Annotated in this window: 13 protein-coding genes; 7 read left to right on the top strand and 6 right to left on the bottom strand. The window is 72.5% G+C overall.

The window, feature by feature from the left end:
• Nucleotides 1–50: 50 nt before the first annotated feature.
• Nucleotides 51–1,055, bottom strand: a complete 1,005-nt coding sequence (locus ACMATS_RS03805) for a DUF1259 domain-containing protein (protein WP_414166873.1) — start codon at nt 1,053–1,055, stop codon at nt 51–53.
• A 117-nt stretch (nt 1,056–1,172) separates the two neighbouring features.
• Between ACMATS_RS03805 and ACMATS_RS03800 the strand changes: the two genes are divergently transcribed.
• Nucleotides 1,173–2,027, top strand: coding sequence for an SAM-dependent methyltransferase (locus ACMATS_RS03800; RefSeq protein WP_414166872.1), 855 nt, complete (start codon nt 1,173–1,175; stop codon nt 2,025–2,027).
• On the opposite strand, the gene ACMATS_RS03795 is transcribed toward ACMATS_RS03800, so the two are convergent.
• The 3 genes from ACMATS_RS03795 to ACMATS_RS03785 form a co-directional block, all read right to left on the bottom strand.
• Complete coding sequence (locus ACMATS_RS03795; RefSeq protein WP_414166871.1) at nt 1,981–3,267, bottom strand: aspartate kinase; 1,287 nt, start codon at nt 3,265–3,267, stop codon at nt 1,981–1,983. The genes ACMATS_RS03800 and ACMATS_RS03795 overlap by 47 nt on opposite strands.
• 91 nt (nt 3,268–3,358) lie before the next feature.
• Entirely contained in the window at nt 3,359–4,672 is a 1,314-nt protein-coding gene (locus tag ACMATS_RS03790) for an aspartate aminotransferase family protein (protein WP_414166870.1), read from the bottom strand.
• Entirely contained in the window at nt 4,669–8,742 is a 4,074-nt protein-coding gene (locus ACMATS_RS03785; protein ID WP_414166869.1) for a Pls/PosA family non-ribosomal peptide synthetase, read from the bottom strand. The genes ACMATS_RS03790 and ACMATS_RS03785 overlap by 4 nt, the downstream gene beginning before the upstream one ends.
• A 467-nt stretch (nt 8,743–9,209) precedes the next feature.
• Here ACMATS_RS03785 and efeU point away from each other — a divergent pair, with 467 nt between their 5' ends.
• Nucleotides 9,210–11,288, top strand: coding sequence for an iron uptake transporter permease EfeU (gene efeU, locus ACMATS_RS03780; protein ID WP_414166868.1), 2,079 nt, complete (start codon nt 9,210–9,212; stop codon nt 11,286–11,288).
• Nucleotides 11,289–11,327: 39 nt separating this feature from the next.
• Nucleotides 11,328–12,596 (top strand): iron uptake transporter deferrochelatase/peroxidase subunit, encoded by a 1,269-nt coding sequence (efeB, locus tag ACMATS_RS03775; protein ID WP_391149650.1) that lies wholly within the window; start codon nt 11,328–11,330, stop codon nt 12,594–12,596.
• A 100-nt stretch (nt 12,597–12,696) separates the two neighbouring features.
• Here the strand turns inward: efeB and ACMATS_RS03770 are convergent, their stop codons facing one another.
• Entirely contained in the window at nt 12,697–13,467 is a 771-nt protein-coding gene (locus tag ACMATS_RS03770; protein WP_414166867.1) for a G1 family glutamic endopeptidase, read from the bottom strand.
• 140 nt (nt 13,468–13,607) lie between these two features.
• Here ACMATS_RS03770 and ACMATS_RS03765 point away from each other — a divergent pair, with 140 nt between their 5' ends.
• Together ACMATS_RS03765 and ACMATS_RS03760 are read left to right on the top strand one after the other, a co-directional pair.
• Entirely contained in the window at nt 13,608–14,588 is a 981-nt protein-coding gene (locus tag ACMATS_RS03765) for a helix-turn-helix transcriptional regulator (RefSeq protein WP_414166866.1), read from the top strand.
• 109 nt (nt 14,589–14,697) lie between these two features.
• On the top strand, nt 14,698–15,546 hold the full coding sequence (locus ACMATS_RS03760) for a transporter substrate-binding domain-containing protein (protein WP_414166865.1): 849 nt from the start codon (nt 14,698–14,700) through the stop codon (nt 15,544–15,546).
• On the opposite strand, the gene ACMATS_RS03755 is transcribed toward ACMATS_RS03760, so the two are convergent.
• Nucleotides 15,462–16,715 (bottom strand): MFS transporter, encoded by a 1,254-nt coding sequence (locus ACMATS_RS03755; RefSeq protein ID WP_414166864.1) that lies wholly within the window; start codon nt 16,713–16,715, stop codon nt 15,462–15,464. The two genes, ACMATS_RS03760 and ACMATS_RS03755, sit on opposite strands and share 85 nt — an antisense overlap.
• A 53-nt stretch (nt 16,716–16,768) precedes the next feature.
• Here ACMATS_RS03755 and ACMATS_RS03750 point away from each other — a divergent pair, with 53 nt between their 5' ends.
• Together ACMATS_RS03750 and ACMATS_RS03745 are read left to right on the top strand one after the other, a co-directional pair.
• On the top strand, nt 16,769–17,542 hold the full coding sequence (locus ACMATS_RS03750; RefSeq protein ID WP_391149668.1) for a LuxR C-terminal-related transcriptional regulator: 774 nt from the start codon (nt 16,769–16,771) through the stop codon (nt 17,540–17,542).
• Complete coding sequence (locus tag ACMATS_RS03745) at nt 17,535–18,392, top strand: cyclase family protein (protein WP_414166863.1); 858 nt, start codon at nt 17,535–17,537, stop codon at nt 18,390–18,392. The genes ACMATS_RS03750 and ACMATS_RS03745 overlap by 8 nt, the downstream gene beginning before the upstream one ends.
• Nucleotides 18,393–18,433: the final 41 nt, after the last annotated feature.

Raw genomic sequence — 18,433 nt, 5'->3', positions numbered from 1 at the left:
GCAGGGCGTCCGGGCCGTGGGACGCGCCGTGCCCGCCGGGGTGCGCCGGGTCACCGCGAGCCGGCCGGGTGCACGGGCTCGAACGGGGCGACGTCGGTGGCGTCCACCGCGCGGCGCAGGGTCCGGGCGATCTGCACGGCGTCGCCCACCGCCCAGAAGTGGACGAAGAACAGCCGCGGTTCGTCGTCCAGCCCGTGGTTGTGCAGCTCGATGATGCTGACGCCGCCCCGGTGCAGCGCCGCCAGCACGTGCTGGACCTCGTCGGCCGTCATCGCGAAGTCGCCGTTGACCGCCGCCCGTCCGCCGCCGAGCGGCTGGAAGAGGAAGGCCGACATGGCGCCCAGGCCGGGCGGCATCTCCAGGCAGCCCATCGTCACCGTCTCGCGACGGAAGAAGAGGCACTTGTGGACCCCTTCGTCGTCGAACCCCTTGACGCCCAGAACGGCGGCGATCCGCTTGGTGTCAAGCCCCTTCACCCGCTCGACCGGCCGTGCCCGGGCCGGGGTCGCGGTCCGGTCGAGCGCCGAGCGCAGCGCGCCGGCCAGGGCCTTGGCGTCGTGGCGGTGACCGTGGACGTGGACCCACCAGACCTCGGGGGAGTGGGCCAGCAGGTGCTTGTGGATCGCCGTCTGCTGCAGGCCCTTCGCGTGCAGCGAGCCGATCACGTGCTGCAACTCGCTCTCGGCGATGGCCAGGTCGCCCATCAGCAGGGTGCTGCCGTCGTCGTAGCGGACGAAGGACACGTGGGAGCCCACGGCGAGCGCCGGGTGCACGGACACCCCGCGGGAGGTGACGCGCAGGTCGTCGCGCAGGAAGCCCAGCTGGTACTCGGCGCCTGCCATGATGCCCGTCCGGCCCATCGCCCGGGCGACGCCGTGCCAGTCCTCGGCCGTCGTCGTCACGGGCCGCAGCCGTCTCGTGGCGCCCGCCCCGTCCTGCACCGCCGGTCTGCCGCCGCGCGCCGCGGCCGTTCCCGCACCGGCCAGGACCGGGGCGAGCGCGGCGGCGGTCAGCACCCGCCGCCGCAGCACGTTCTCGGAATCGGAAGTATCCATGCCCTGCTGCGTACTACGAAGCCGCGGACAATGCACTTATTGAAGGGTGAAGCATGATCAACTACGAACAAATGGACCAGTGGTTTGCGGCGGAAGGGAGCGGAAGAGGTATCAGGCATGACCGAGAGCAAAGCGGCGCATGCCGCCGATGTGGCGCGTACCTACTACGACTCCGACGACGTCAACGGCTTCTACGTCCATGCGTGGGGCGGTGACGACATCCACGTGGGGATCTACACCGACGGGCACGACACGGTCGCCGCGGCCTCCCGCCGCACCGTCGGGCACCTGGCAGGGAAGGCGGCCGACCTGCTGCGTCCCGGCGGCACCGTGCTGGACCTCGGATCCGGCTACGGAGGCGCGGCCCGCGCCCTGGCGGAGCAGTACGGCTGCCGGGTGACGGCCCTCAACATCAGCGAGGTCCAGAACCGCCGGCACCGCGAACTCAACGCCGCACGCGGGCTCGACGGGCTCATCGACGTGGTCACCGGCAGCTTCAACGACATCCCCTTCCCCGACGGGAGCTTTGACGTCGTCTGGTCCCAGGAGGCCCTCTGCCACAGCGGCGACCGCGCCCGCACGCTCCAGGAGGCGGTACGGGTCCTCCGGCCCGGCGGCCGGCTGCTCTTCACCGACACCATGGCCGCCGAGGACGCCCCCGAGGAGGAGCTGCGCCCCCTCGCCGAGCGCCTGACCAACGCCGACTTCGCCACCCCCGGCTTCTACCTCCGGCAGCTGTCGCAACTGGGCCTGTCCGACGTGCAGTTCGAGGACCTCACTGCCCACATGCTCACCCACTACGAGCGCATCACCGGCGAGGTCGAGGCACAGGACCCGCAGCTGCTGGGCGCCGTGAGCGCCGCGTACGTCGAACGCCTGCGGGAGAACCTGCCCCGCTGGGAGTCCGCCTGCCGCGCGGGCCTGCTCAGCTGGGGCGTCTTCGACGCCCGCCGGCCGCCTGCGCCACGGTGACGCCCTCGCCGAGGCCGAAGGCCCTGTGCAGGGCGCGGATGCCCTCCGGGAGCCGGGGGGAGCGGCAGACCGCCGAGATCCGGGTGTCCGAGGCGGAGACCGTCCCGACGGGCACCCCCGCCCCGGTCAGCGTCTCGCGGAACGCCGCGAGCACGCCGGTCCGCTCCTTCATCCCGGACCCGACGAGCGAGACCCGGCCGATGTCGTCCCGGTACGTCACGCCCTCGTAGCCCAGCTCGTCGCGGTGCCGGCGCAGCGCGGCCAGCACGGAAGGGGCGTCGCCCGCGGGGAGCACCAGGGTGATGTCGCTGCGCGGCCCGTCCGGCGACGGCACGGCGTGGTGGACGACCAGGTCGCTCTCGGCGCCGGCGTCGGCCAGCAGCCGGAAGACGTCGGCCGTGGCCCCCGGCCGGTCCGGGACGGCCGTCATGGTGACCTCCGCACTGGCCAGGTCGTGGGCCACGCCCGTGAACGCGGCCGGGGGCGTGCGGAGTTCCTCCGGCGCCCCCGCGGACACCAGCGTGCCGGGGCCGTCGCCGTCGTCGGAGGAGCGGACGTGGACCGTCACCCCGTACCGGGAGGCGTACGCGACACTGCTCGCCGCCAGCACCTTCGCCCCGCCGACGGCCATGGCCTGCATGGCCTCGTACGTCAGGTGCTGCAGCTGCCGGGCCTCCGGCACGATGCGCGGGTCCGCGGTGTAGACCCCGTCCACGTCGGTGTAGATCTCGCACACGTCGGCCTTGAGGGCCGCGGCCAGGGCTATCGCGGTGGTGTCGGAGCCGCCCCGGCCCAGCGTGGTGACCTCGTTCGTCTCCCGGCTCACCCCCTGGAAGCCGGCGACCAGCGCGATCGTGCCGTGGTCCAGGGACTCCCGCACGCGCCAGGGCTCGATGCCGATGATCCGTGCCCTGCCGTGCGCCGAGCTCGTGATCACCCCGGCCTGCGCCCCGGAGAAGGAGCACGCGGGGGCGCCGAGCGTGTGGATCGCCATCGCCGTCAGGGCGTTGGATATCCGCTCGCCCGCGGTCAGCAGCATGTCGAGCTCGCGGCGCGACGGCACCGGACCCATCTCGTGGGCCATGCGCAGCAGATGGTCGGTGGTGTCGCCCATGGCGGACACCACCACCACGAGGTCGTGCCCCTCGGCGTGCGCGGCGACGACGTGCTCGGCGACGTGCTTGATCCGCTCGGTGTTCCGGACCGAGGAGCCGCCGTACTTCTGGACGATGAGTGCCATCAGATCGCGCCTTCCCCGGAGGCCGCACCGCCGTCGGGGCGGCCGGTGGACAGGGCCGGCCGGTACGGTCCCGGCCGGGGCGGGCGGAGCGTCATGGACCGCATGACGTGACCGCCTTCACGAGAATCGAACAGGCCGTGTCGACGACCTCGGCCGTGACGTTCAGCGGCGGCAGGATCCGCACGACGCAGTCGTCCCGGCCGCCGAGTTCGACGATCAGCCCCTGCCGCAGCGCATGGGCCTGCACCGCCGAGGCCATCGCCCCCGCGGGCCGGCCGGTGTCCGGGTCCGCCAGCTCGATCCCCCACATCAGGCCGCGGCCCCGCACCTCGCGCACCCACGGGTGACCGCGCAGCACGTCGAGCGCCTCCGCGACCTGGTCCCCGCGCGCGCGGACGTTGTCGAGGACACCGTCACGCCGGATGATGCGGATCGCCTCCACGCCCGCGGCGAAGGCCAGTTGGTTGCCGCGGAAGGTGCCGATGTGGGCGCCCGGCCCCCACTTGTCGAGCACGGCGTTGTAGAGGATGAGGGCGACGGGCAGGCCGGCGCCGCTCAGCGCCTTGGACGCCACGATCACGTCCGGCTCGATGCCGTACTGCTCGAAGGCGAACCACGTCCCCGTGCGCCCGCAGCCCGTCTGCACCTCGTCGACGATCAGCGGAACGCCGAGCTCCCGGGTCACGGCCCGGACCCGCTGCGCGAAGTCCGGGCGCGCCGGGACGACACCGCCCTCGCCCTGCACCAGCTCCATCAGCACCGCGGCCGGCCGCGGCATCCCGCCGAGGCCGTCGGCCAGCGCCTCCTCCAGCGCGCCGGGGTCGTTGTACGGGAAGAAGTGCACGCCGGGCATGGTGTTCTGCACGGGCTGCTTCGCGGCCACCAGCCCGCTGAGCGCCATGGCGGCGTGGGTGCTGCCGTGGAAGCCGCCCCGGAAGGAGACGACGTCGCCGCGCCCGGTGGCGATCTTGCACAGCTTGACGGCGGCCTCCACCGCGTTGGCGCCGGTGGGCCCGCAGAAGTGCAGCTTCATGCGGTCGCGCAGCCCCGGGTCCAGCATCGACAGCTGGGCCTCGGTGAAGGCGTCCTTGGCCGGGGTGGGGAAGTCCAGGCCGTGCGCGAGCAGACCCAGCTGGCGGCTCACGCAGGCGACGAGCTCGGGGTGGCCGTGCCCCAGGGAGAGCACCCCGGCGCCCGCGAGGAAGTCGATGAAGACGTTGCCGTCGACATCCCGGACGAAGCTCCCGGAGCCCTCGGCCAGCGCGACGGGCAGATGGCGCGGGTAGGTGCGGGCCGCGGACTCCCGCTGCTCCTGCCGCGCGAGGAGGGCGGCCGACCGGGGACCGGGCAGGTCGCCGGCGACGTGCGGGCCGGCCCAGGTGCCGGGACGGGCGAGAACGGTCATGACAGGCCTCCGCCAGAGTGAGCCGGTGCAGGGTCGCAGGGACGGGCCGGAATGCCTTGCCACCGGGTCCCGTCCGGCAGCGCCTCGCCCTTCATCACGAGGGAGAGCGCGTCCAGACGGGCCCCGGTACCGACCCGTGCGTCGTAGAGCACGACGGAACGGGCACCGACCGAAGCACCTGCCCCGACCGTCACATGGGACATCTTCATCACCCGGTCCTCGAACAAGTGGGTCTGCAGCGAGGTGACTTCGCCGACCGCGGCGTCGTCGCCCACCTCGACCAGATCGAACTCCGTCAGGTACGTCGTGGCCAGCCACACCCGCCGCCCGATGCGGGCGCCGAAGAGCCGCAGCACGGCGCCGATCCACGGGGTTCCGGCGAGGAGGTTGACCAGCGAGAGCACCACCAGGTTCTCGTACAGACCGGTCACCAGCTCGGTACGGCGCACCCAGATGCTCCACAGGGGTTCCACCCGCGGCCGGTACCGCCCCACGACCAGCCACTTCAGCGCCACCGTGATCAGCGTGCAGGCCAGGCCCGCGCCCAGCAGCAGGGCCGGGGCGAGGAGCAGGAGCGCGGTCGGCGGGAAGCGCCGGGCGATCTCCATCGCGGCGTACAGGACGCCCAGGCCGCTGAGCGTGCCGACGGTCGCGGGCAGGGTCACCCGGAAGTACTCGATGGCCAGCCGGGCCGCGATCAGCGGGCGGGTGGGGGCGTAGGTCAGCCTCTCGGGGAACGGCAGGCTCGCCTCGCGGTGCGGCAGGAAGATCGCGGGCGACCCCAGCCAGGTCGTCTCGGGGTCGACCGGCCGGAGCGGGGCGAGGGAGTGCACGCCCAGCAGGCTGTTGTCGCCCAGCCGGCCGGCGCCCGGCAGCAGGGCCCCGTTGCCCACGAAGCTGCGCCGTCCCACCTCCGCGGGCGCGAGCGCGATGCGGCCGCGGTGGAAGACGGCCGGGCCCACGACGCTCACGTCGGCCACGAAGCTCTGCTCGCCGACGACCAGCATGTCGGGGTCGACGAAGCTGACGGTCGCCACCTCGGACCAGCGTCCCGTGCGGGCGCCCAGCCCGCGCAGGAACGGCACGAGGTACAGCGTGGAGTACAGGGCGTGCGTCAGCGTCAGGCTCATCGTCATCATGCCGTCGCTGATCCACTTGCGGACCCCGAACCCGCTGCGCTCCGGGCGGATGCCGGCCCGGGCCACGGGCATGACGGCCCGCTTGACGAGGAGCGCGGACGTGCAGAGGGCGAGCACGACCAGGGGGCCGCTCGCGGCGACGGCGGCCAGGCCCCAGCCGGTGCCGTGGTACCAGGAGGCCCAGGCGACGAGGGTCGCGGCCGCGGCCGTGGTCAGCAGCGGGATCAGCAGGAACAGCAGGGCCCCGGCCGCGTACCCGGCCAGCACCCCGGGCGGCCAGGGCCGTTCGTCGGCGTCGGCGTCCAGGGCCGCCAGCAGCGGCGGGCGGGCGTCCTGCCGGGCGGCCGGGGCGCCGGACCAGTGCTCGCCGCCGGGCACGGTGACGTCCTCGGGCACCAGCGACTGCTCGCCCACCGTGGCCCGGTCGCCGATCACGGCACCGGCCAGCACCACGCTGTTGGTGCCCACGAAGCTGCCGGACCCGATCCGCACGGGCGCCAGCCGCAGCCGGCCGCCCGCGACGGTGTACGGCTGGAGCCGGGCCCCGTAGCCGATGCTCGTGCCCTCGCCGATCTCCACCAGGGAGACCGGCAGGGGGACGGCCGAGAGGTGGCAGTGCCGTCCGACCCGGGCGCCCAGCAGCCGCAGACAGGGCGCCAGCAGGGGCGAACCGGCCAGCAGCGCGAGCGGGACCAGGGTGAGGATCCTGGTGTGCAGCCAGAAGCGCACATAGGTGACGCCCCACAGCGGATACGTCCCCGGACGCACCCCGGCCATGAGGAGCCGGCAGCCGAGCAGCGGCAGCACCAGCATGCTCACGGCCAGCCAGGCCGCCTCCAGCAGCACGAACCACGGCAGCGGGATGTCGGAGAGCACGTCCAGGGCGCTGCCCGCCACGGGCTCCTGCACGGGGACGTCCCAGGACTCGAACAGCCGGTACAGCAGGACCACCATCGCCAGCCCGGGCAGCAGCAGCCACACGTACACCCCGGCCAACTGGGCCACGCCGCACGCCCGGACGCGGGCGGTGGAGTGGCGCAGCGGGGCCTGCGCCCCGGCGGGCCGCGCGGCGGGGACGGCCGAGGCCTCGACGAAGGCTGCCAGGTCCCGGACGGTGGGATGGGCGTACAGGTCGCCCATGGCCAGGCCCTGCAGCTGCGGGTCCCGGCGCAGCCGGGACATCAGCCGGGCGGCGCTCATCGAGTGGCCGCCCAGGTCGCAGAAGAAGTCGTCCTCGACGGAGACGTCGTCGGTGCCGAGCACGTCCCGCCACAGTGCGACGAGCCGGTGCTCCAGCGGAGTTGCCGGAGTGGCGCCGGACCCCGGGCGCCGGGCCAGCGGGGGAGAGGAGGGCGCGGGCAGGGCGGCGCGGTCGACCTTGTCGGCGGCCAGCAGCGGGAACTCGGGGAGGATCTCCAGGTGCGAGGGGATCATGTAGCCGGGCAGTCTGCTCTGCAGCCGGCCGCGCAGCCGTTCGCGCAGTTCCGCCCCGGCCACGGGGGAGGGGCCGCGGCGGAGGGTCACGTAGGCGGTCAGGCCCTGGGCGGCCCCGTCCCGCTCCAGCGGGGTGACGACGGCGTTCTCCACCGCCTCGTCCTCGCGCAGGACGGCCTCGATCTCGGCGAGTTCGATGCGGTAACCGCGGATCTTGACCTGGGTGTCGACCCGGCCCAGGTACTCGATCTCGCCCGTGGCCGTGAACCGCCCGCGGTCGCCCGTGCGGTAGATGCGCGGCACCTCCGCGCCGTCCCGGGCGACCGGGTTGGGCACGAAGCGCTCGGCGGTGAGCTCGGGACGGTTGACGTAGCCGATGGCCACGCCGGGGCCGCCGATGCAGATCTCGCCGCTCTCGCCCTGCGCGACCGTCCGCAGCCTGTCGTCCAGGATGTAGACGCGGTAGGTGGGCAGCGGGGTGCCGATGGTGACCGGCCGGTGCGGGAGGAGCTCGCCGCAGGTGGCGGTGACGGTCGCCTCCGTGGGCCCGTAGGCGTTGAGGATCCGGCGGCCCGGGCGCGACCAGCGGCGCACCAGGTCGGGCGGGCAGACCTCCCCGCTGACGAGCAGGCTGCGCAGGCTGGGGACGTCCGTCTCCAGGGTGGAGAGCAGGGTGGGCACGCAGCACAGCACCGTGATCCCGTGCCGTACGAGGAAGTCCGCCAGCTCCTGCCCGGCGCGCCTGCCCTCGCCGGGCCCGGCGACCACGGTCGCCCCGGCCGCCCACGCCGGCCAGATCTCCTCGACCGCGAAGTCGAAGGCGATCGACAGGCCCTGGTAGACCCGGTCCTGCGCGGTCACCCCGTAGACGGGGGCGGCCACGCGCAGGAAGTTGACGATGTTCGCGTGCGAGACGGCCACGCCCTTGGGCCGGCCCGTGGTGCCGGAGGTGTAGATGACGTACGACACGGACGCCGGGTCGACGGCGATGCCCGGTCTGCGGTCCGGCACGGCGGCCAGCGCGCCTTCGGACCGGTCGAGCTCCAGCACCGTGCAGGGCAGGTCCCGGGTCCGTTCGCGCAGCGACGACGAGGTCAGCAGGGCGCACAGCCCGGCGTCGCGGGCGATGTACGCCAGCCGGTCCGCGGGGAAGGACGTGTCGAGCGGGACGTAGGCGGCCCCCGACTTGATGACGCCGAGCAGGGCGGCGTAGCTGTCGGCGGACCGGTCGAGCAGGATCCCGACGGCGCTGCCCTCCGCTGCGCCGTGCGCCCCGAGCAGGTGGGCGATGCGGTTGGCGCGGCGGTCGAGCTCGGCGTAGCCGATGCGTCTGCCGTCGCAGAGGACGGCGGTGGCGTCCGGGGTCCGATCGCACGCACGCTCGAAGTAGGCGGCCAGGGTGCGGACGTCCGGGAGGGCGGCGCCGGACGTCCGTGACGGTACGCCCGGGTCGGCGTCCGTCCCGACGGAGTCTGTTGTCGCTGTCGCCTCTGCCATGGCCTTCTCCCTGCGCGCTCCTGCGCGGCAGATCGCCGTGCCCGGCACTGCTCATCCATGAATACGGTCGGGGGCCGGGTTCCATTCAGGCGGTACGCCCGAATTCCCGTACAGCGCCTGGCAAATTCTTGCCATCGATCCTTAAAGGAAAAGGAAAACGGGGAGGTCGGCCGACCGTCCACAGCGGTCACGGGAGGGGTGCTCCGCCTCCTCCGTCCCCTGGTGCGCTTCGGTGCACTTCCCACGGTAAGTAGCCATCCGGAAAAGGGAAAACGGGAGCGGTGCAGTACCCTGCGTCCGCGGCAACGGGCAACCCGAGGGTGTCCATTTGTGCCGTTTCTGCCGGTCAGGGGCGGGTTCCAGCGAAGATGATCTTGTGACTACAGATCTGTAGACAGCTAAGGCTTACCTGAATAAGGTATGGCTTCGCTAACCAGCACTACCGACGCCGCGGCGGGGAGAACAGCATGTGGGACGACGCGTTTCCGAGCTTCTTGATAGGTCTGAGAGAAGGGCTGGAAGCCGGACTCATCGTCTCCGTCCTCGTCGCCACCCTCGTGCGCGCCGGCGCCAAGTCCCGCCTCCCGCAGGTGTGGACGGGCGTCCTGGGCGCGATAGCCCTCTCCCTGAGCTTCGGCGCGGTGCTGACCTTCACCGCCGCGAGCCTCTCCGCCACCGCCCAGGAGGCGTTCGGCGGCACGCTCAGCGTCATCGCGGTCGCCTTCGTCACCGCCATGGTCTTCTGGATGCGGCGCTCGGCCCGCAACCTCTCCGGTGAGATCCGGGAGAAGGTCACCAGCGCCCTCGCCATGGGCACCGGCATGCTGATCGTCACCTCGTTCCTCGCCGTGGGCCGCGAGGGCCTGGAGACCGCCCTGTTCCTCTGGACGACGGCACGCGCCGCCGGCGAGTCCGCGGGCCCGATGATCGGCGCCGGCATCGGACTCGTCATCGCCGCGGGGCTCTGCTGGGGCCTGTACCGCCGGGTCCTGAAGATCAACCTCACGAAATTCTTCACCGCCACCGGCATCGTCCTCATCGTCATCGCCGCCGGCGTCCTCGGCTACGGACTGCGCGACCTCCAGGAGGGCGGCGTCCTGCCCGGGAAGACCGCGTTCGCGTTCGACCTGAGCCAGACCATCGACGCCGGATCCTGGTACGGCACGCTCGTCCAGGGCGTGTTCAACCTGACCCCGTCCATGACGTGGCTGCAGGTCGTCTCCTACGCCGGCTACCTCGCCGTCGTCATGACGCTGTTCGTCCGGGGCGTGCGCGGCACCCGCCCGGCGAAGGCGGAGGCCAAGGCCGAGGCCAAGACCGAGGCCGGGCAGGCCGGTTCCGCCGTGGAGGAGAAGGAGACGGACGGGGCCGCCGAGAAGGCGCCGCGCCGCCGCCCGGCGTGGCTGATCCCCGCGGCCGTCGTCGCCGTGCCCGCCGTCGCCGCCGGTGCCGTCGTCGCCTTCAGCGGCTCCAAGCCCGCCGGCGCCCAGACCGTCGCCGTCTCCGAGAAGGAGTGCGGCAAGGGCTTCACCGCCCCGCAGCCCGGCCGCCAGACCTTCCAGATGCACAACACCGGAGACAAGGCCTCCGAGGTCTACCTCGTCGACCCCGCCACCAACGCCGTCTACGGCGAGATCGAGGGCCTGGCGCCCGGCACCACGCGCGACCTCGTCGCCACCGTCGGCAGCGGCGAGTACGCCTGGCGCTGCGTGCCCACCGGCGGCAAGGCCGTCACCTCCGCACCGGTGCGCGTCAGCGGCGGCGGCAACGTCAAGGCCGTCAAGCCCGTCTCCGAGGAGGACCTGGCCGGCCCGCTGAAGGCCTACAAGGACTACGTCGGCAAGGGCCTGGCCACGCTGACGGACCAGACCGGCAAGCTCAGCGACGACATCCAGAAGGGCGACCTCGACGCCGCCCGCACCGACTGGCTCACCGCCCACCGCACCTACTCCTCCCTCGGCGCGGCCTACGGCACCTTCCAGGACTTCGACAAGAAGATCAACGGCCGCACCGCCGGACTCCCCGACGGCGTGCGCGACAAGGACTTCACCGGCTTCCACCGCGTCGAGTACGGCCTGTGGCACGGCGAGTCCGCCGACGACCTGCGCGGCCCGGCCCAGCAGCTGCAGCAGGACACCCAGGGTCTGCAGAAGGCCTTCCCCACCCAGGACTTCGACCCCTCCGACCTGCCGCTGCGCACCCACGAGATCCTGGAGAACACGCTCCAGTTCGAACTCACCGGCGACGCCGACCAGGGCAGCGGCACCACGCTGGCCACCGCCGACGCCAACCTCGCCGGCACCCGCGAACTCCTCGACGTCCTGCGGCCGCTGATCGCCGCGCGCGGCCCGCAGCTGCTCACCACCGTGAACGGCGACATCGACCGCGTGCAGAAGCTGCTCGACGCCGCGCACCACGACACCGCGTGGACCCCGGTCAACAAGCTCGACGCGACCGGCCGCGCCCGGCTGAACGGAGCCACGGGCCAGCTGCTCGAGGACCTCGCCCCCATCCCCGATCTCCTCGAGATCCGCAAGTCCGCCTGACCCGTGCCCCACGCCGAACCCTCCGAAGGGAACCAGAACATGACCGCCGAATCCGCCTGCCCGATGGGCTTCGCCGCCGGCCGCCGCGGTTTCGTCAAGACGGCGCTCGGGGCGGGCGCGGCCGGTGCCGCCCTCGCCGGAGGCGGCTTCGCGCTCGGCCAGGCCGGGACGGGACAGGCGCAGGCCGCCGACACCAAGAGCGCGGGCAAGGTCGACTTCCACGGCGCGTACCAGGCGGGCATCCTCACGCCGCAGCCCGCCGCCGCGGCCTTCCTCTCGCTCAACGTGATCGCCGACAACCGCAAGGAACTCGCCGACCTGTTCCGGACGATCACCGAGCGGGTCCGCTTCCTGACCGCGGGCGGCGCCCCCGTCGACCTGGGGGTCGGCGCACCGCCCTCGGACAACGGCATCCTCGGCCCGACGGTCCCCGCCGACCGGCTCACCGTCACCCTCGGCGTGGGCGCGTCCCTCTTCGACGACCGCTTCGGGCTCGCCAAGGCCAAGCCCCGCAAGCTCACGCCGATGCGGACGTTCCCCAACGACAACCTCCAGGCCGCCGAGTGCCACGGCGACCTCTCGCTGCAGATCTGCGCCGAGAACCAGGACACCGTCCTGCACGCCCTGCGCGACATCGCCCGGCACACCCGCGGCGCCATGCAGATCAAGTGGCGCATCGACGGCTTCCAGAACGCGCCCCGCCCGACGGGCGCGCAGCGCAACCTGCTCGGCTTCAAGGACGGCATCGTCAACCCCGACACCGAGTCCGCGCGCGAGATGAAGCGGCTGGTGTGGGTGACGGACCAGCTCGGCGAGCCGTCCTGGGCCGTCGGCGGCAGCTACCAGGTGATCCGCATCATCCGCATGCTCGTCGAGTTCTGGGACCGGGTCTCGCTGACCGAGCAGGAGAAGATGTTCGGCCGCCGCAAGGACACCGGTGCGCCGCTGGACGGGGCCAAGGAGACCGACAGCCCCAACTACGCCAAGGACCCCAAGGGCGAGGCGATACCGCTCACCGCCCACATCCGCAAGGCCAACCCCCGCACGCACGACACCGACGACTCGCGCATCCTGCGCCGCGGTTACAACTACGACCGGGGCGTCGACAACGTCGGCAACCTCGACATGGGCCTGGTGTTCTGCTGCTACCAGCAGGACGTCAAGCGGCAGTTCGAGGCCACCCAGGAGCGTCTGATCGACGAGCCGCTCGTCGACTACATCTCGCCGACCGGCGGCGGGTACTTCTACGCGGTGCCCGGCGTGAAGGACTCCAAGGACTGGCTGGGCCGGGGCCTGCTGGAGAGCTGAGCCGCGGGCTTGGCGATTTGCGGTGCTTCCCCGCGTCCCAAAGGGGCGCGGGGAACTGCGCGACCAGCCACGACGAGCCGAAAGCCGACGTACCGGCCTCTCAGTACCGGATGCTCCCGGCCCGGCCGGCAGGCGCAGACGTGCTCGGCCCGCCGCCAGGCGTCACGCTGAACGCCCCGCCCTGCAACGGCCCGGGCACGTACCCCCCGCTGACCAGCGCCTGCGGCCGGACGGAGTCGAACGGCTGCCCGTCCACCGTGATGCCGGAGAAGTCCAGGCGGGCGAAGGACGGATAGCTCTGCGTCGGCGACTCGATGACGGCCTCGGCGCTCGCGTTCTGGCCGCCGATGGTCTGGTCGACGTGCTCGGACCAGCCCTTGGTGGTGTCGGTGAGCGTCAGGGTGTAGCTGCCGCCGCCGTTGGAGACCACCGTCGCGGTGATGGAATCGCCTTCCGAGACCGGGTCGTTCCAGTAGACGGGCGGGGACGGGTACATCTCGTACCAGGCCGAGAGCACGGGCGAGCCGCTGGAGCAGTCGGTCTGCACCCCGGCCTGCTCCACCGACTGCGAGCCGTAGCCGTCGATGCCGACCCAGGGGGCGAAGAGGTCGTTGGCCGAGGTGCAGGTGGCGTGGGGTTCGGTCCACGAGCCGGTGATCGTGGTGAACGAGCCCCGGGCGACGTAGCCGCCCCAGTTGCTGTCCTGCAGGCGGGCGTTCAGCGGACCGAAAGCGGAGGCGTGGGCGCTCGCGGTGCCGGCCGGCACCAGGGCTGCGGACAGCAGGAGTGCTGCTGCCGCAGCCCTGGCCGTGGGGGGTCTGCGGGGGCCGGATCTGCCGATGATGCGCGCGATGCCCGGGGATATGCCCATGGGGCACGCTCCTTGGGGGTGTGGTGTGCCGGTGGGGGTGGTCGGCCGACCGGGGCTCATGGTGCGGGCGACGGTGCACGCCCTCAAGCAGCGCGGTCCGGCCGGAATCCGTTATGGCGGGAACATGTCATGATGTTTGGGTGGTGGTCCCTCACGAGTCCCGCCCGGCCCCCTCCGGACTCCTCGACGCCCTCGGCCTGTCGGAGCAGGAGGAGGCCGCCTACCTCTGTGCGGTGTCCGCGCCGTACTGCACGGCCGCATCGCTCGCGGACGAACTCGGCACCTCGGCCGAACGGGCCGGTCGGCTCCTGCAGTTGCTCACCGCGAGGGGCCTGCTCCACCGCCGCGACGGCGACCCCGACCGCTGGTCGGCGGCCGCCCCCGACCTCGCCGTCGAGGCGCTGCTGCTGCGCCGCGAGGAGGAACTGTGCCGCACCCGCGGCCGCATCGCGGAGCTGATGCGCACCTACCGCTCGGCCCGCCGCCCGTGCGCCACCGACCTGGTCGAGGTCGTCACCGGCACCGCCGCCATCGCCCAGCACTGGCGGTCGATGCTGGCCGGCGCCCGCCGCCGGGTGCTGCTCTTCGACAAGCCCCCGCACATCGTCCGCTCCGACCCGGGCCTCGAACGCGCCCTGCTGGGGCGGGGTGTGCAGATCCGTGTGGTGTACGAGGCCGGTTCGGTCGGCGCCCCCGGCCGGCTCGCCGAGATCCGCGCGTGCGTCGGCGCGGGGGAGCAGGCCCGGGTGCTGCCCGAACTCCCCTGCAAACTGGCCGTCGTCGACGACCGGTGGGCGATGCTGCCCCTGTGCACCGGCTCCGAGCTGCACGGGGCCATGCTGGTGCGCGCCTCGTCCCTGCTGGACGCGCTGACCGGCACGTTCGAGGCGTACTGGAACCGTTCCGTACGGGTCCCGGACACCCGGGCCCCGGCGGGCGGCGATCCCCGGGCGGAGCTGCTCACGCTGCTCTGCGCGGGATACACCGACGACAGCATCGCCCGCCTGCTCGGCGTCTCGCCGCGCACCGTCCAGCGCCGGGTGCGCGAGGTGATGGACGCGCTGGGTGCCCGCACCCGCTTCCAGGCCGGCATCCAGGCGGCCCGGGCAGGGCTGTTGTGACCGCTGTGGTGACTCCTGCGGCCCAAGTGTCACCTTTTGCCGCATCGTCGGCCGACGGCCCGCTGTTACGGTGACCGCGATTGCCGCCGACAGGAAGGTGCCCACTGCCGTGCTCGCGTTCCGAGGCTTCCGCAGGATCGTGTCAACCGCCCTGGCCTGCAGCGCCGTTCTCCTCGCCGCGAGCGGTGCGACGACGCCCGCACACGCGGGGCCGCCGGCCGCGCTCAAGGTCTGCACGACCGGCGACTACAAGCCGCTGACCTTCCGCGACGCCGCCACCGGCGAGTACAGCGGCATCGACATCGACATGGCGCGCGACCTCGCCGCGCACCTCGGCCGGCGCGCACAGTTCGTCCCGACGACCTGGCCGACCCTGATGAACGACCTTGCGGTGCAAGGGAAGTGCGACATCGCCATGGGCGGTGTTTCGATCACCGCCGAGCGCCGGGAGCAGGCGGACTTCACGGATCCGTACCTGACCGACGGCAAGGTCCCGCTCGTCAGGTCGGAGGACGTGGACCGGTACCGCACGCTGGACCAGATCAACCGCAAGGACGTCCGGGTGATCGTCAACCCCGGCGGCACCAACGAGAAGTTCGTCAGGGAACACCTCCCGGACGCCACGGTCACCGTCTGGAAGGACAACGCCACCGTCTTCGACGAGATCGCCGCGGGCCGCGCGGACGTGATGATCACGGACGCGCTGGAGGCCAGGTACCAGTCCGGGCAGCACCCGGGGCTGGCGCCCGTCCACTCCGACCGGCCGTTCACGGTCGTGGAGAAGGCCTACATGCTGCCGAAGAACAGCCCGCTCACCGGACAGGCCGACGACTGGCTGGCGACAGCCGTGTCGGACGGCACCTTCCAGGCGTACTACGACAGGTGGATGGCGTCGAGCCGTACGGAACGGACCGCGGTGGCGGCGGAGAGCAGCGCTGTGGTCTCCGCGAAGAGGTAGAACGTGTGCACCAGGCCGAACCGGGTGGTGAGGAGGCCCGCCAGCACGGAAGGAACGGAGAACGCCAGGTAGGCGACGACGAAGAACGCGGCCAGCGTCTCCCCGCGGCGCGCGAGCGGAGCGGCCTGGGTGATGCGGCGGCTGCTGCCCATGAACGCGAGGCCGAATCCGACGCCGGTCACCGCCGACCCGGCGAAGAACAGCACCGGGCTGCCCGTGAACAGGGCACCGGCAACGGCCAGGATGCCGAGGCACAGCGCGGCGCAGCCGACCGCCGAGGCGACCCGGTCCGGCACGGTGCTCCAGCGCAGGGCCCAGGTCAGCTGGGCGGCTCCGGCGACGCCCTGCATGCTCAGGATCACCAGGCCGGCGACGAAGGAGTCCGACCCGTGGAGCAACTCCTTGACCAGGCTGCCCGCGAGGCCCAGGTACAGCCCTCCGACCGCCCAGGCGACGGCCACCCCCATCGCGGCGACGAGGAACTCGCGGCGCGCCTCGGGCGGCACCCGCAGCGGCTGCAGGCGTACCACCCGTGACCACTGCCGTCCGGGCGCGGCGACCGTCTCGGGGACCCAGGCGCTGATCGCCGCCAGCACGACGAGCGAGACGCCGGCGAGCACGAGGAAGGGGGAGCGCAGCGGCGCCGGCCCCCACTGGGCCAGCGCGCCGCTGACCGTGGCTCCCACCGCGAGGCCGCTCGGCATGGCGGCGCTGTTCACCAGCCCGGCGGTCCGGTGGTCGGCGCGGGGGTGCAGATCGGCGAGGGCCGCACCGGCCGCACCGGTGAACACCCCGGTCGCCAGCCCCTGGACGGCGCGGGCGCAGTAGAGCCAGGTCACCCCGTCCGCGGCGAGGAACAGCGCGTAACTCGCGATCAGCGCGCAGAGACTGACCTGCAGGACCGGACGGCGCCCGATCCGGTCGGACAGCCCGCCGACGAGCAGGAGCGCCGCCAGGACCCCGGCCGCGTAGACGGCGAAGACCGTGGTGAGCGTGCCGGCGGAGAACCCCCAGCGCTCCTGGTAGGTGACGTACAACGGCGTGGGGGTGCTGTTCGCGGCCAGGACCGCGCCGACGCCGAAGGCCACGGTCCGGAAGGGGCGTGCGGGCCGATGGGTGCCGCTGTCGTCCCCGGTGTGCGTGGACGGTCGGTCGTCGTACGCGGTCATGCAGCCGTCCTCACGTCCGGAGCGTCGGCGGTGGCGGGCAGGTGTATCACCCAATGAACTTCTCCGGCATCCCGCAAGTTCCCCTGATCCGAAGGGGGTTGAGGCTTGACTGTGCGGATCGGCGCGAGTATTTGTACGTCGTCGAGCGATGGGGGCGTCCCGTTTCCGAGAATCAAGAGTGCATCAGCATGGTCTTGGCTCACCCCGACTCCCTGTACCGGCAGGGAATCACCGCGCTGCTGAGCACGGATGCCGGCTTCTCCGTCGTGGGGCAGGCTGGCGACGGGGACCACTGCATCGAGACGGTGGAGCGCGAGCAGCCGGACGTCGTGCTCATCGACTGCAGCATTCCCGGCCCGCCCCTGGAAACCGTGATCGCACGCATCGGCGCACTGACCCCGCGCACCAGAACCATGGTCCTGCTGGCCAGACGCGACGACCCCGGCCTGCTGCGGAGACTGGTGCGCCTCGGGGTGCGGGCGTTTCTGGTGCCCGACGGCGACCGCGACGAACTCCGCTCCGCCGTACGGATGGTGGTGAACAGCGGCGACCGGGTGGTCATGTCGATCCCCCGGGACATGATGCGGGGCCTCGGCGAATCCGGCCGGCTGCTCTCCCGGCGCGAGGTCGAAGTGCTCCGCCTCGTGGCGAAAGGCCTGACGAACAGCGAGGTCGGAGGAACGCTCTTCATCGCCGAAGGAACGGTGAAACGGCATCTGACCAACATCTACACGAAGCTCGGCGTGAGATCGCGGATCCAGGCCGTCAACAAGGCTTTTGTGCTGGGAGTGATGGGAGACAGAGGAGGTGTTTCGTCGCATGGCTGACGGATCCCCGGAGAACGACAGGACGGCCTCGCCGCCGTGGGCCGGAGGGTACGAGATCGTCGACCTCTCCGTACTGGTGGCCGAGGACCTGCCCTGCTACTGGCCCACCCACCAGCCGTACCAGGCGAAGGTGTGGAACTGGTACGAGGACAGACAGGACGTCGCCTCGGCCCCGCTGTACAGCAGGGAAGGCCCGTACGCGACCCGCTGGCTCGCCCTCGACGAACACACCGGGACCCACTTCGACGCTCCCTCCCACTTCATCCCGCACGAGGACTCGGGGCTGCCGAACGCAGGGGAGTGGGGCGCGGTGTCGGCGGACCGGGTCCCGCTGTCCCGGCTCAACGGCCCCGCGGCCGTCGTCGACGTCTCGGCGCTGACGGGCTCGGCCGGGGAGGCGTCCGTCAGCCCCCTGGTGACGGTGGATCACATCACCGCCTGGGAGGAGGCGCACGGCGAACTGGCCGCGGGCGACGTGGTGCTGTTCCGCTCCGGATGGGACTCCCGCTACCGCCGCGGTCCGGCCGGGCGGGCGTATGCGCACGACGTCATCGTCACCCGGTGCGGCGACGCCTGGCCCGCACCCGACGTCGCCACGATCGAACTGCTCCTGGACCGCGGCGTCCGCTGCGCGGGCATCGACGCCCCCAGCATCGCCCCCGTACAGGGAAAGCTGCCCGTCGAGGTGCACGTGACGGGCCTCGGCGCCGGCGCGGTCTTCGTCGAGGGGCTCGCCGGCCTGGACGCGCTGCCCCCGCGCGGCGCCTGGTTCTGCTTCCTTCCCGTCAAGCTGGAAGGGGCAACAGGGGCGCCCGGCCGGGCCGTTGCCTGGGTGCCCCACGCACGGTGAAGCGGCTCCGGCCCGCCGCCCGGGACCGGGGCGGCGGACCG

It is taken from the genome of Streptoverticillium reticulum, assembly GCF_047456005.1.
Classification (GTDB): domain Bacteria; phylum Actinomycetota; class Actinomycetes; order Streptomycetales; family Streptomycetaceae; genus Streptomyces; species Streptomyces reticulum.
Note: the sequence above shows the minus strand (reverse complement) of the source record. Positions and strands in the feature narration are given on the sequence as shown.

Excerpts from the sequence above, each read along its gene's own strand:
- ACMATS_RS03800 (WP_414166872.1), top strand. The coding sequence starts at position 1,173 with ATGACCGAGAGCAAAGCGGCGCATGCCGCCGATGTGGCGCGTACCTAC.
- ACMATS_RS03750 (WP_391149668.1), top strand. The coding sequence starts at position 16,769 with ATGAACTTCTCCGGCATCCCGCAAGTTCCCCTGATCCGAAGGGGGTTG.
- efeB (WP_391149650.1), top strand. The coding sequence starts at position 11,328 with ATGACCGCCGAATCCGCCTGCCCGATGGGCTTCGCCGCCGGCCGCCGC.
- ACMATS_RS03755 (WP_414166864.1), bottom strand. The coding sequence starts at position 16,715 with ATGACCGCGTACGACGACCGACCGTCCACGCACACCGGGGACGACAGC.
- ACMATS_RS03770 (WP_414166867.1), bottom strand. The coding sequence starts at position 13,467 with ATGGGCATATCCCCGGGCATCGCGCGCATCATCGGCAGATCCGGCCCC.
- ACMATS_RS03745 (WP_414166863.1), top strand. The coding sequence starts at position 17,535 with ATGGCTGACGGATCCCCGGAGAACGACAGGACGGCCTCGCCGCCGTGG.
- efeU (WP_414166868.1), top strand. The coding sequence starts at position 9,210 with ATGTGGGACGACGCGTTTCCGAGCTTCTTGATAGGTCTGAGAGAAGGG.
- ACMATS_RS03790 (WP_414166870.1), bottom strand. The coding sequence starts at position 4,672 with ATGACCGTTCTCGCCCGTCCCGGCACCTGGGCCGGCCCGCACGTCGCC.
- ACMATS_RS03785 (WP_414166869.1), bottom strand. The coding sequence starts at position 8,742 with ATGGCAGAGGCGACAGCGACAACAGACTCCGTCGGGACGGACGCCGAC.
- ACMATS_RS03795 (WP_414166871.1), bottom strand. The coding sequence starts at position 3,267 with ATGGCACTCATCGTCCAGAAGTACGGCGGCTCCTCGGTCCGGAACACC.
- ACMATS_RS03805 (WP_414166873.1), bottom strand. The coding sequence starts at position 1,055 with ATGGATACTTCCGATTCCGAGAACGTGCTGCGGCGGCGGGTGCTGACC.